Origin of the sequence: Emticicia oligotrophica DSM 17448, assembly GCF_000263195.1 — a bacterium.
Classification (GTDB): Bacteria; Bacteroidota; Bacteroidia; order Cytophagales; family Spirosomataceae; genus Emticicia; species Emticicia oligotrophica.
In genome coordinates this window covers 3,155,799-3,169,484 of record NC_018748.1, presented here as the reverse complement: position 1 = coordinate 3,169,484, position 13,686 = coordinate 3,155,799, and the positions used below count along the sequence as shown (strand labels likewise).

General features: G+C 35.1%; 13 protein-coding genes. 9 read left to right on the top strand and 4 right to left on the bottom strand.

The features are described 5' to 3' along the window. Nucleotides 1–43 precede the first annotated feature (43 nt). Entirely contained in the window at nucleotides 44–973 is a 930-nt protein-coding gene (queG, locus tag EMTOL_RS13210; RefSeq protein ID WP_015029799.1) for a tRNA epoxyqueuosine(34) reductase QueG, read from the bottom strand. A 183-nt stretch (nucleotides 974–1,156) separates the two neighbouring features. Between queG and EMTOL_RS13205 the strand changes: the two genes are divergently transcribed. After that, complete coding sequence (locus EMTOL_RS13205; RefSeq protein WP_015029798.1) at nucleotides 1,157–2,518, top strand: cytochrome-c peroxidase; 1,362 nt, start codon at nucleotides 1,157–1,159, stop codon at nucleotides 2,516–2,518. A 30-nt stretch (nucleotides 2,519–2,548) separates the two neighbouring features. On the opposite strand, the gene EMTOL_RS13200 is transcribed toward EMTOL_RS13205, so the two are convergent. Then, nucleotides 2,549–3,634: a caspase family protein gene (locus EMTOL_RS13200; RefSeq protein WP_015029797.1), complete on the bottom strand. Its 1,086-nt coding sequence runs from the start codon at nucleotides 3,632–3,634 to the stop codon at nucleotides 2,549–2,551. Nucleotides 3,635–3,639: 5 nt separating this feature from the next. After that, nucleotides 3,640–4,683, bottom strand: a complete 1,044-nt coding sequence (gene lpxK / locus EMTOL_RS13195) for a tetraacyldisaccharide 4'-kinase (protein WP_015029796.1) — start codon at nucleotides 4,681–4,683, stop codon at nucleotides 3,640–3,642. Between the two features lie 126 nt (nucleotides 4,684–4,809). On the opposite strand from lpxK, the gene EMTOL_RS13190 reads away from it, so the two are divergent. The 8 genes from EMTOL_RS13190 to coaE all read left to right on the top strand — a co-directional run bounded on the left by EMTOL_RS13190 (nucleotide 4,810) and on the right by coaE (nucleotide 12,886). After that, entirely contained in the window at nucleotides 4,810–5,901 is a 1,092-nt protein-coding gene (locus EMTOL_RS13190) for an o-succinylbenzoate synthase (RefSeq protein ID WP_015029795.1), read from the top strand. A 63-nt stretch (nucleotides 5,902–5,964) separates the two neighbouring features. Then, nucleotides 5,965–7,107, top strand: a complete 1,143-nt coding sequence (locus EMTOL_RS13185; protein ID WP_305953237.1) for a type III polyketide synthase — start codon at nucleotides 5,965–5,967, stop codon at nucleotides 7,105–7,107. Next, nucleotides 7,104–7,826, top strand: coding sequence for a methyltransferase domain-containing protein (locus EMTOL_RS13180; protein ID WP_015029793.1), 723 nt, complete (start codon nucleotides 7,104–7,106; stop codon nucleotides 7,824–7,826). The genes EMTOL_RS13185 and EMTOL_RS13180 overlap by 4 nt, the downstream gene beginning before the upstream one ends. Before the next feature lie 57 nt (nucleotides 7,827–7,883). Then, the gene (locus EMTOL_RS13175; protein WP_015029792.1) at nucleotides 7,884–8,576 is read left to right on the top strand and encodes a DUF3291 domain-containing protein; all 693 of its coding nucleotides are present in this window, start codon (nucleotides 7,884–7,886) and stop codon (nucleotides 8,574–8,576) included. Nucleotides 8,577–8,816: 240 nt separating this feature from the next. Further along, a complete protein-coding gene (locus tag EMTOL_RS13170) occupies nucleotides 8,817–10,871 on the top strand; it encodes a T9SS type B sorting domain-containing protein (RefSeq protein ID WP_015029790.1) in 2,055 nt (684 codons plus the stop codon). Nucleotides 10,872–10,965: 94 nt separating this feature from the next. Then, nucleotides 10,966–11,307 carry a YbaB/EbfC family nucleoid-associated protein gene (locus EMTOL_RS13165; protein ID WP_015029789.1) on the top strand — a complete coding sequence of 114 codons (342 nt, stop codon included), beginning with the start codon at nucleotides 10,966–10,968 and terminating at the stop codon, nucleotides 11,305–11,307. 6 nt (nucleotides 11,308–11,313) lie between these two features. After that, nucleotides 11,314–12,294, top strand: coding sequence for a glycosyltransferase family 2 protein (locus tag EMTOL_RS13160; protein WP_015029788.1), 981 nt, complete (start codon nucleotides 11,314–11,316; stop codon nucleotides 12,292–12,294). Nucleotide 12,295: 1 nt separating this feature from the next. Beyond that, nucleotides 12,296–12,886: a dephospho-CoA kinase gene (gene coaE / locus EMTOL_RS13155; RefSeq protein ID WP_015029787.1), complete on the top strand. Its 591-nt coding sequence runs from the start codon at nucleotides 12,296–12,298 to the stop codon at nucleotides 12,884–12,886. Here coaE and EMTOL_RS13150 read toward each other — a convergent pair. Next, complete coding sequence (locus EMTOL_RS13150) at nucleotides 12,875–13,564, bottom strand: TIGR04282 family arsenosugar biosynthesis glycosyltransferase (protein WP_015029786.1); 690 nt, start codon at nucleotides 13,562–13,564, stop codon at nucleotides 12,875–12,877. The genes coaE and EMTOL_RS13150 overlap by 12 nt on opposite strands. Nucleotides 13,565–13,686: the final 122 nt, after the last annotated feature.

Below are 13,686 nucleotides of genomic sequence, written 5' to 3'. Positions count from 1 at the left end.
ACTCATACTTATGGAGAACTTTCATTCTTCAAACATTCAAGAATTAATCAGCCAATTTGACAAAACTAATATTACGTTTTAAGCCTTCTAATTTTGTTCTCTTTAAAGCACTTCTTCGAAATATTTCTTGGAAAACCTCCTGTGTAATTTCCTCCCAATCTGATTTAGTAAAATTCTTTAAATCAGGGTGTTGCCTAAAATCTGTAACCTCTGAAGGTTTTGAAAAACGATTCCACGGGCATACATCTTGACAAATATCACAGCCAAAAATCCAATTTTCGAATTGCCCTTTTACCTCATCTGGAATGGCTTCTTTCAATTCAATCGTAAAATAACTAATGCATTTCGAGCCATCAACTACATAAGGCTGCACAATCGCATCGGTCGGACAAGCATCAACACAACGTGTGCAAGTACCACAGTAATCTTTCATGGAAGAATCGGTTTGTAATTCTAAATCGCAAATGATTTCTCCGATAAAAAAGAAACTCCCTATCTCTCTTGTGATTAGATTTGAGTGTTTCCCAATCCAGCCAATTCCGCTCTTTTTTGCCCAAACTTTATCCATTACTGGGGCAGAATCTACAAAAATTCGGCCATTTACCTCCCCAATTTCTTCTGAAATAAAGTTCATTAAATCTTTCAGTTTGTCTTTCAAAACAAAATGATAATCAGTACCATAGGCATATTTTGAGATTTTGTATGAATCTTCATCGGTAGATAGTGGTTCTTCTGGAAAATAATTCAAGATAACTGTAATGACCGACTTCGCCCCATCTACCAATTTTCTCGGGTCAAGGCGTTTATCAAAATGATTGGCCATATATGCCATTTTCCCATGATAATTCAGATTCAACCATTTTTCTAAGAGTGGAGCTTCTTCCTCTAAAAAATCTGCTTTTGAAATACCACAAGCCTCAAAGCCCAGTTCTAAGGCTTTTTGTTTAATGATATTTGAACGTTCTTGGAGCAATTCTAATAAGATTAATATTGCACAAAAATAGAGACAAATTCAGAATATATCGCACTTATCTCTAAGGCACTGTTTGAATATTTTACTTTCATCTATAACAAATCTGATAAAAGTTGTATTATCAAAATACTTTAATGGCATTGAAATTGTGCACAAGTATTATCAGAAAACTGTGCTACTTAAATGAAAAAAATATTATACATTCCTCTTTTAGCCTCAATAATTGCTTGTTCATCAAACGAATCAGTCACTTCAGCTTCTTCAACAGATACTGAACTTGAAATGACCATTACACAAGCAACAAACGATAAGGGCAAGAGTAGCTTGCTACTTCCTGAAAGTAACGATTATTCAAAGATACCCCAAGACCCCAAAAACCCGATAACAGCAGAAAAAGTGGAGCTTGGACAAATGCTCTTTCACGAAACTGCTTTGGGAAGAAACCCATTAAAAGCTGCTAATTTACAAACCTACTCTTGTGCAAGTTGTCATCATGTAAAGGCAGGGTTTCAGGCTTGTATGATGCAGGGTATTGGCGATGGTGGAGTTGGTTTTGGGGTTCATGGAGAAAAACGTGTGCGTGCCACCAATTACAAAGAAAATGAAATAGATGTCCAGCCACTCCGAAGTCCATCAGCTTTGAATATAGCCTATCAGACAAATGTTTTGTGGAATGGTCAGTTTGGGGCTACACACCTCAATCAAAATACTCAAAGGAGTTGGACAGTTGGAACGCCAAAAGAAAAAAATAATTTAGGTTTTCAAGGTACAGAAACACAGGCGATTGCCGGGCAAGATGTCCACCGTCTTTTCATCAGTAAAACCTTCTTAGAACAAATTCCTGATTATAAAGAAATGTTTAAGAAAGCCTATCCCAACATGGATTTGAATGATAACTTTCAACTTAAAATTAATGCTGGTTTGGCAATTGCAGCCTATGAACGCACTCTATTAGCTACCGAAGCTCCATTTCAGCAATGGCTTAAAGGAAATTATAATGCCATGACAGAAGAGCAAAAAAGTGGAGCCAAGTTGTTTTTTGGAAAGGCTAATTGTGTTGCGTGCCACAATGGGCCTTCATTAGCAGCAATGAATTTTTATGCTTTAGGTATGAACGATTTACAAAATGGAACCTATGGCTTAAGTACTGTAGTTAGCGTAACAGAAACTCAAGCAGAACACAAAGGTCGTGGCGGTTTTACTGGTAAAGCTGAAGATATGTTTAAGTTTAAAGTACCCCAACTGTATAACTTAAAAGATTCTCCGTTTTATGGTCATGGGGCTTCCTTTACAAAAATAGAAGATGTCATTAGTTATAAGAATACGGCAAAAGCTCAGAACCGTAAAGTTCCTGCTTCGCAATTGGCTACTGAATTTAAACCTTTGAACCTTTCTGTAACAGAAATAAATCAACTAACAGAATTTATTAAAAACGGGCTTTATGACCCAAATCTCCAAAGATATAGTCCGAAAAAGTTACCCTCAGGCTTTGCCTTCCCGAATAATGATACTCAATCTCGAAATGATTTAGGGTTCAAGGAATAATAAAAGAGGAAGTATATACTTCCTCTTTTATTATTCCTTTATAATATCTACCGAAACCCATTCATCATATTCATCCTCGTATCCTTCATAATGAATGTAGTGTAAACAAGAAAACTTTTTCAGTACTTTAGCAGCGTACCAAGCTTTATCATTGGTGCTGTAAACCTTCACTCTTGCACCAATTGGAAAATCTTTAGTACATTTAAAAGCCTTCACTCTTGAAGCTTCCACCACCTCAACCTCATTGTTTGTATAACTATAAAATCTAACTTTTAGTCTTTTATCAGCTTCCACATTTTCAATAAAACCAAGCCAATCAGTACCGTCATAATCAACCTGAACTCTTTCTCCAATTCTGCTATTTTTCTTAATCGGAACGCCAGCTTTTATCTCGAAGTTCTTCATTGTGTTTGGAACAAAATATAATGATTTTTGTCCTTCCACAATGGCCATTTCTGTATCAATATATTGGGCTAGTTCGGGCAATTGAATTTGTCCATTATTATCTATATCCACAAAGTTTCTACCTTCTAAACCATATAACAAAGCATTGGAAAAAGTCCAATTACCAGTAGAAACATCGGTGGGTACCACAGAATTCAAAGCAGCGTAATTTCTTGAAGGATACTTTTGTACTTCTTTGGCCAAACCTCCAGAATTACAACAATCAGCAGTAAAAATGGCTGTATTTCCTGCAAAATTTTCATTCACAGTTTTTACAATTTCTTCGGCTGTCCAGTCAGCTCCTTGGTAATTTGCAAAGCATACTTTGCCACCATCATTTTTATAACCATGCCCGCAATAATAAAAAAACAAAGCATCGCCTTTTTTGGCTTGTTTAAGAAACGGTGCGAAAGCCTCTCTAACAGCCTTTGTAGTAGCTTTTTGGTCTTTCAAATAAAGCATCTGACTGGCAGGAACGCCTTGTTTTTGAAAGAAATTCAAGATTTTGGTATCTAACCTTCCTTTCTTGTCAAAAGATGCAAACGTATTCGCATCAGCCCACTCTAAAACACCAACCATAAATACCCAAGTTCGGCTATAATCTAGTTTTTGCTGCCCTATTCCCTTCAAATTGATAACGAGCAAAAAGAGTAATAAAAAGTATTTCTTCATAAATATTAATAAGTTTGAATAGCTTGTAGAATAAAATCATCGAAATTAGATTTTCCGACAATATTTACCTCAATTGGTACATAAAAGAACTTTTCTTGTTCAGTTTTACTTAAAAGTGGCTTTAGCTTCACCATGTCTTTTTCTGTACTAATAAACTTAATTTTTGTACCAAATTCTTTGAGTAATTTCTCAATATCATCTCTCGAAAAAGCATAATGGTCAGGAAAATCAATTGTTTTTTGAATGTTAGGTACTTGAGTCTTCAAATATTCAACAAATTTTTCTGGTTTTGCTATTGCAGAAACAATAACACATTGTTGATTTAGTTCAAAAGTACTTGTAGGAATATAACCCACTATAGACCTGTAAATAATAGAAGAATAAAAAATGGGAATTTGACTATCAGTATATTTTTTTATACCGAACTCTAAATCATTTCTTTTATTTTGAGATAATTGAGGTGGACACTTCGTGACTATTACGGCATCGGCTCTTCGGGCACTTTGGCGAATATCACGTAATCGGCCAAATGGCACCAAAGCATCTTCAAAAAATGGCTTATCGAATTCTGTAAGTAAAAGATTCAAATGTGGATTTATCTTTCTATGCTGAAAAGCGTCATCTAATACAACCAGCTTATTATCAGTAAATTCTGTCTGTATTTTATTTACCCCTTCTACCCTATCTTCACATACAACTACCTTTATTTCCTGAGCAAACTTTAAATAATACTGCATTGGTTCATCGCCTATTATTTGTGCATTTGCTTGATTATCAGCTACTAAAAACCCTTTGGTTTGTCTTCCATAGCCTCTACTTAAAGTACTCATTTGATATTTTTTATTGAGCAAACGAACCAAATATTCAACATGAGGAGTTTTACCTGTACCTCCTAAACTCAAATTTCCAACATTGATGGTATAAACTTTAGGACGAATTGATTTAGAAATTCCAGAATCATATAGGTAATTTCTTAAAAAAATGATACCGTAATACAAGCCATATAAAGGAAAAAGTGTTATTTTAAATAACAAAACAAGTAACTTCATGTTGGTTTGGTTTTTGTAAAATATAACAATTTTAACAGCTGAGTATCTCTAAAAGTATATAAATCGACTAATTATATCATTAAAAACAAAAGTTTCTGTACTTTTGCCAAAATTAAGCATTTTTAAATGGGTCTGAAAGTGAAATGGTTGAAGCACACTTTGATGTTCAGGTTTGAAGCAGGAACTTCGAGAGGTGTTTATACTGAGAAAGATACTTATTTCATAAAAATCTTCGATTCTGAAAATCCAACGGTTTTTGGTTTGGGAGAAGCCGCACCCCTAAAAGGCTTAAGTGTTGATGATATACCGAATTTTGAAGAAGTACTACAAAATATTTGTGATACTTTTGATAGCCTAGACCTTGAAGTATTCGAATGGAATATCAATATTATTCTCTCTCAGCTCATCGACGATATTTTCCCATCCATCAAATTTGGTTTTGAAACGGCCTTGCTTGACTTTTTAAATGGGGGAAAAAGAGTGATTTTTAATAATGATTTTGTAAGGAGTAAACGTGCAATAGATATCAATGGCTTAGTTTGGATGGGTAGTGCTGAATTTATGGCTAGACAGGTTAGAGAAAAACTCGAAAATGGTTTTCAGACAATTAAAATGAAAGTTGGTGCGATTAATTTTGACGAAGAATTAGCTATTTTGGCAAGTATTCGTGAAAAGTTCTCGGCCGATGAAATCACACTTAGAGTCGATGCCAACGGAGCTTTTTCAGTAGATGATGCCCCTCAGAAACTCAAGCAATTGGCTAATTATCAAATTCATAGCATCGAACAACCAATCAAACCGCAGCAAACTGAAACAATGGCCAATTTATGTCAAAACGGTGCGATTGCTGTTGCTCTTGATGAAGAATTAATCGGCGTAACAGATTACGTGCAGAAAATGCAGCTTCTAAAAAAGCTGAAACCTACTTATATAATCTTAAAACCAAGCCTTTTGGGTGGACTTCAACACTGCCGAGAATGGATTGAGATTGCTACACGCCTTCATATTGGTTGGTGGATGACTTCTGCTCTCGAATCTAATATTGGCTTAAATGCCATCGCCCAATTTACTGCCGAATACAAAAACCTTATGCCACAAGGCTTAGGAACAGGCTCACTTTATCATAATAATATTCCAAGTCCGCTAGTTGTAGCAAATGGTTACCTCCACTACTCACCCGAACAAAACTGGAACCTAAATTTGCTTGCTAATTTCTAAAACTATCTTCCTTATTTTAAGTTTATATCTACAAGCTTAATTGTTTTTTGATGATTTTTTAAATTGAAAGCTTCGGCAACCAATTTAAGTTGTACTTCGTACATTAATTATCAATCCCGCCAAAAAATTCGAACCAGCATGTCAAAGATTGTTTCAATCGGTACAGCCACACCAGCTTTTTGTCATCAACAAAAAGATATTATGCAGTTTATGCTCGATGCCAACAATCCTGATGAGAAAAATAAAAAGTTAATACCAATTCTCTATCATAGAAGTGGCATAGAAACCCGTTATTCGGTTTTTGAAGATTTCTCTAAAATCAGAGGGCAATGGAATTTCTTTGGGAATAATTGCACGATGCCCCCACTTGAAGCAAGAATGAATTCTTTCAATGATGCGGCTATTGCACTTTCTGTTGAAGCTATTAAAGATTGCATTAAAGATACTGATATTCAGGAAATTACCCACTTAATTACAGTTACTTGCACTGGTTTATCAGCTCCCGGGTTAGACATACAATTAATTCAGCAATTGGGCTTATCAACCAATATTGTGCGAACTTCAGTAAATTTCATGGGTTGTTATGCAGCTCTACATGCCCTTAAAATAGCCGATGCTTTTTGTAGAGCTGATACCAATTCAAAGGTTTTGGTGGTGTGCACGGAGCTTTGTACTATCCATTTTCAAAAATCAAATGATACCGATGCCATACTTTCTTCTACCTTGTTTGCTGATGGTTCGGCAGCGTGCCTAATTACAGGAAATGATGCCTCAGAGGGACTTTCTATCAGACAATTTTATTCTCAAATAGCCTTAGATGGACAAAAAGATATGTCGTGGAGACTTTCGAGTACAGGTTTTTTAATGACCTTGTCGAGTTACGTTCCTAAATTAATTAAAGAAGAAATGAAGCATTTACTTAAGGCTTCTTTAGATAAACTTCAAATCAATCAAGCCGATATCAATGAATGGGCAGTACATCCGGGCGGAAAAAATATACTTGAAGCAGTAGAAAACGCCTTAGGTTTATCGGCATCTGATTTGGAGAATTCTTATGATATTCTTCGTAATTATGGAAATATGTCATCACCCACCATTTTATTTGTTTTGAAAAAAATATTCGAAAATTCTCAACAAAAGGGAAATATCTTTGCAGTTGCTTTTGGCCCTGGTTTAACAATGGAAAGTGTAATTTTAGAGAAATGAATTTCAAAACTCGCTCTTATGAATCCGAACTTCTTGATAATGAACACATTCCACAAGAAGACCTCTACCAAAACCTAAAGGAACTTGATTTCATCAATCGTTATTTAGGTGGACATTCAGTAATTATAGATGGATTTAATAATTCTATATTTTCAAATAATATCGATAATTCAATATTTTCAAATTATACTGAAAATATAAATTTATATGAAATTGGTAGCGGTGGTGGAGATAACCTAAGGGCCGTAGCGAAGTTTTTAAGTAAGAAAAAAATAAATGTCAAACTATGCGGCATTGATTTAAAAGCCGATTGTATAAATTTCGCCCAAAAATTCAATTCAACTAACATCAACTACGAACAATCTGACTACCAAGCTTCTACTTTCCCGATAGGAAAACCTCACATCATTTTCAACTCATTATTTTGTCATCATTTTACAGATGAACAATTAATAGAAATGTTCCGATGGATGCATACACATGCTCAATCTGGATTTATTATTGCCGATTTACATCGGCATCCTTTAGCTTACTATTCAATAAAGATTTTGACTAAACTTTTCTCAAAATCTTACTTAGTTAAAAACGATGCTCCTTTATCAGTGTTAAGAGGTTTTAGAAAACATGAATTAGTGCATTTACTTGAACAAGCTGGTATAAAAAACTATCAAATTAGATGGAAATGGGCATTTCGTTGGCTAATTATTGTCAAAAAATGATAATTAAAACATTTTCAAGTCCTAAGAGTTTTAAAATAAGAATCTTACTTCAGTCCAATGTTTGTTAGCCTCACAATTGTTCGATACCCCAAGTACTTTATCCCTTTTGCCTTTTTATCAATGGCCATTTTACACTTACCTCTCTTTTTTACAAGAGGCTTGAGTTTTTGGAAACTACTAGGCTGTGGCAAAAACGGCACTTTCGATATTCAGCCCGACTTTCAGCAATGGGGTATGCTAGGTGTTTGGAATCAGCAGTCAGATTTTGAAAAGTTTCAAGAAAACTCATGGGTTTCAAAATGGTGGCGTTTTTTTTGTCACGAAAAATGGACAATTGGTTGTATTCCATACGAATCACATGGAAAGTGGGATAAAAAAGAACCTTTCGGTAAACCAATACCTGACCGTAATTATTCTGGCCCGATTGCAGTTCTCACCCGAGCTACCATCAGTTGGTCGAAGTTAAAAAGTTTTTGGTCAAATGTGCCAATCGTATCTGCCTCGATGAATCAGGCTCAAGGATTTATTACCTCAGTAGGTATCGGAGAAGTTCCATTCATCCGACAAGCTACTTTTTCAGTTTGGGATAGCCTTGATGACGTCAAGCAATTTGCCTATAAACAAAGAGAACACGCTCAAATTGTAAAAAAGACACACAATGAAAAGTGGTACTCCGAAGAACTTTTCGCTCGATTTATTCCTATATTTAGTACAGGAACAATAAAAGGTGTAAATCCGATTATCATTTAGATGTACTAATTATTATGAACCCGAAACCTCAAACAACCAACTACCTTTACTTAATTCATTGATTATCAATCTCATACTCATTCTTTTCTAAACTAACAAAAGCAGTTTTTTTTGATTTTTTCAAATCCTGCTTAATAATTCTATTCATCGCATCGTTTTATAAGTAACTATACAATTATCGGGCATGATTTTTGTAAAACAACATTATTCGGTGAATGAACAAATGAAAAGATTTTGACTATGTCCCGTTTCAAATATTTGTTATTTTGGCTGGGAGCCTTTTTCTTTATTAGCTTTTCGACCTTAGGACAACAAGAAACAAAGCCTGTGCAATGTACTACAACTGGTGCAGCAGTTTATGGTATCAGAACTATTGGAGGGAGTTTTATAATGGACCCTGAATTTGGGTGTTTGAATCCATCTGACCCTAATGCGACAGTGACGGTTACAGTCAAAAACCCCTTATCTCCAACTGGTAATACCACCAATAACTTAGGTTATATATTTGATTTAAAAGATAATAGAAGTCTCGCGGCAACATTCCCTCCGCTTCAAACCTCGTGGACAGTTAGTACCCCCGGAAAATACTGGATTTTACAGAGTGGTAATGAAAATTCCGAAACTTATATTACCTGTAAATATTTCGAAGTAATCAAGCCTGAAGACCCTGATATTAGCGTAAGTTCCTGTGCCCCAAATAGTATCACTGTTGAATTTTTAGCTACGCCAAAAAATAGAAAACATGGCTCGTATGAAATAGATTGGGGAGATGGAAATAAAGAACCAATAACTGATTTGACAAATTTTCCAATTGTTGTACCACACCTATATAACAGCACTCCCACTACAAAACCTAGTATAATTACTAAATATATCAGTGGAACCAATACATCGGCCTGCTCAAAGAGCTACACATTTGAGCTTAATATTCCACCCAAACTTACAGAATTAGAAGGTTTATCAAGCGGTACGATTGTAAAAATCACGATGAAAGAGGGTAACGAAAACAAAGATTATAATCTTGAACAAAAAACAAACAATGGCACTTGGATAGATACAGGAAAGAAAATGAAACGTAACTCGGGTCAACCATCTGCTACATTAGATGTAAATGGTTTGAATGGTTCGAATGAATATTGTTTTCGATTAAAAGCTAATGATGGTTGTACTAACCCTACGCTATCAAATGAGGTATGCAGTATTGTCCCAAAAGCAAATATTACGAGCACTAAGTCAGCAACCATCAACTGGAACACTCCTGACCCTAGCGTTTCAAGCTATACCGTTGATTTTAGCGAATCACCTACTGGAGCTAATGCCAATACCGACGTACCTTCACCACCAACTGCCACTACATATACCCTTAATAATCTTGATTGCAGGAAAAAATATAATTTTCAAATTACGGCTTTCATAGGGCCAGCTAGTAATCAGGTAATCATAAAATCGCCAAGTATTTTAATAGACCCTGCCATTACGATACAATTACCAGCCAAAACAACTGGAACTGTATCGGTTTCAAATTCAAATACAATTAATTTCAAGCTTTTTTCTACAAAAGAAAGTAAGTATATTTTTTATCGCTCTGTTGGAGGTAGTTCAAATTTTGTTGAAGTCATGCGAACACCAGATGATTTCTACGATGATATAGGTGTTGACCCTGCAAAACAGCAATACTGTTATAAAGTAGCATATCAAGATGAATGTGGCAATACTTCTGATTTATCACCTGCGTTTTGCAGTATTTTTGCAAACTCAAATCAGGATAATATTCTTTCTTGGACAGATTTCTCTGTCCCTTCTTCTACTTTACCTGTTCAGTATTACATCGAATCATTTGAACCCGGTGGCAATATTTTAAATGTAAATATTTCAACCAATAATTACATAGAGTTAAAGCAGCAAATTGAGGATATTATAAATTTACCTAATGCCAATGGGGCTGCTACATTCAGAGTTAAGGCCGTACAAGGTTCTTATTCTGCCTATTCGAATGATTATACTTTTATTTTACCCGTACAATTGTATATTCCATCTGCATTTACCCCAAATACAGATGGTAGTAATGATGCTTTTGTAGCAAAAGGTAGATTTATTGTAAAATATAACTTAGAAATCTATGACCGCTGGGGAAACGTAATATTTGAAAGCAATGATTTGAATATTAGTTGGGATGGCACCACTACTGATGGTATTACACAAGCACCACCCGGTAATTATGGGTTCAAGATTTGGGGCTTAGATGTTGGGGGAAATAAGTTTCAAAAGACGGGTTCGATAGTCCTTCTTAAATGAAACAAAAATCCATTTAATATGTTATTTGAAAAGGGTAGTCTATAATCGACTGCCCTTTTTTGTATATTTGCATGAAAATAAAACGCTTACAACTATGAATATGGGAGATATTTTCGGGATGGCTAGTAAAATGAAAGAAATGCAAGCCCGAATGCAAGAAGCTCAAGAAAATTTAGCAAAAATCACCGAGATGGGTGAAGCTGGTGCAGGCATGGTGAAAGTAACTGCCAATGGAAAAAAACAATTGGTTAGTGTTGAAATTGATGAAGATTTGATGAAACCGACTGACCGAGAAATTTTGCAAGATTTAATTGTAGCGGCTACAAATAAAGCCTTAGAAAAAGTTGAAATCAAAGCCAAAGAAGAACTTCAAAAATCTACTGAGGGATTAATGCCTAATATTCCAGGAATGGATTTGGACAAATTATTTAAATAAAATTCTATGAGCAAAGTAGCCGTAGTAATTTTAAACTACAACGGAAAAACATTTCTAGAAACCTTTTTGCCATCAGTTATTCAAAACTCTGGTGGCAATGAGGTAATTGTTGCAGATAATGCCTCCACAGATGATTCAGTAGCCTTTTTACATAGTCATTTTCCTGAAGTGAAACTCATTCAAATGTCTCAAAATCAAGGATTTGCAGGAGGATATAATGCGGCTTTACAACAAGTTCAAGCCCAATATTATGTTCTTTTAAATTCTGATGTGGAAGTAACACCAAACTGGATAGAACCCATCATAAAACTCATGGATAATGATGAATCTATTGCAGCGTGCCAGCCTAAAATTTTGAGTTATCATGAAAAAACACACTTCGAATACGCGGGTGCTGCTGGTGGATATATCGACTGGTTGGGGTATCCGTTTTGCAGAGGTAGAGTATTTGATAGCTACGAAAAAGATACTGGTCAATATAATGATACCAAAGAAATTTTTTGGGCTACTGGTGCTTGTATGTTTGTTCGTGCTGATGTATTTCATAGTTTAGGAGGTTTTGATGCAAATTTCTTTGCTCACATGGAAGAGATTGACTTATGCTGGCGAATGAAAAATGCCGATTATAAAATCATGTATTCGTCGGAATCAAAAGTTTATCACGTTGGTGGAGGCACTTTACACAAATCTAATCCACGCAAAACTTTCCTTAATTACAGAAATGGCTTGGCAATGCTCTATAAAAATCTACCAAGTGGAAAGGTATTTTATACGATTCTGCTAAGGTTAATTTTAGATGGCATTTCGGGTATAAAATTAGTTTTAGATGGTCAATTGAATGATTGTCTGGCAATCATCAAAGCTCATTTTGCATTTTATGTGATGATTCCGAAGCTTGAAAGAAAAAAAACTAAACAAGTTTATCCCATTTACTCCAAAAGTATTGTTTGGGAGTATTTTGTGAGAAAAAATAAACCTCAAGTATAAAATGGCGAAGGTAATAGGCATAACTGGCGGTATTGGTTCGGGAAAAAGTATCGTTTGTAAGTTTTTTGAACTTTTACAGATTCCCGTTTACTATGCTGATGCAAGAGCTAATTGGCTTACAAACAACGATTTACAACTAAGAAAAGAAATAAAAGAGCTTTTAGGCAGACAAGCCTACGACCAAGATGGATTGTATAATAGAAAATGGGTAGCCGAACAGGTATTCACCGACCCTTCCCTATTACAAATGCTCAATTTACTAATACACCCAAGGGTATTGGCCGATACTCAAAATTGGCTTGAGAAAAACCAAAACCAAAGTTATGTTTTACGTGAAGCAGCCATAAGTAATGCGGCAAAACAAGGCAATGATTTAGATAAAATAATTGTAGTTAGCTGCCCAGAAGACATTCGAATTAAGAGAATCAAACAAAGAGACCCTCAACGAAGTGAGACACAAATAAAAGCAATTATTGCTCGACAAAAAACAGAAGAGGAGTTTGCCTCAATAGCTGATTATATTATTCAAAACGACGAGAAGAAACTACTTATTCCACAAATCTTAGCAATTCACCAACAACTAAATCACTAATTTTAGAGCCAAGTGCTTGGTTTTTTCATAATCTTTTTCTTCATCAATATCAGTCAAAGTAGGCAATTCAGCAATGCTGATGCTGAGTTTTTTACAAACTTCAATGGCCTCTTTAAGTACATTTTCATGGCTCCAAGCTTTATTTAAAAACAAATTTTCAAGTAAATTAATGGGGTCAGAAAGTAATTCAAAATTAAAGCCAATCATATAATATCCTCCATCATTGGCTGGTCCAATTACAACCGAATCTTCAGAAAGTAGTTTAAATCCATCTTCTATCAGTTCAGCAGATAGTTCAAGGCAATCGCTTCCAATTATTAATGCTTTCTTATGTCCAGTGTTCATGCATTTCATAAACGACTCTTGCATTTTTAAGCCTAGGTCATTGCCTTCATGCTGAACGCTTTTCTTATACATTTCATTATTCCAGATATCATTATTATCTACAAAATCTGAATAAAATAAATACTTATCCACTGGTAGGCCACTGGTGATTAACATTGTGTGAGCCATCAATTCATGATAAATCTCCAATGCTCGCTCATTACCGAGGGTCGCTGCCAGACGCGTTTTTACTTTTCCCAATCGAGGATTTTTAATAAAAATAATAATCGCTTCTTCTTGTACAGCCCCGCATTTTTGGGGGAAATTTTTGTCGGCTAATGCACCTGCTTTCATTATAAATAATATGTAATTAAAATTGTAAATTCTCAGTTTTATTCTGATTTTTGTTTTTCAAACTTACGAAAATATCACTCACTAGGTTGAGTAGAACAAGTAAATCATTTCACAAAACAAAC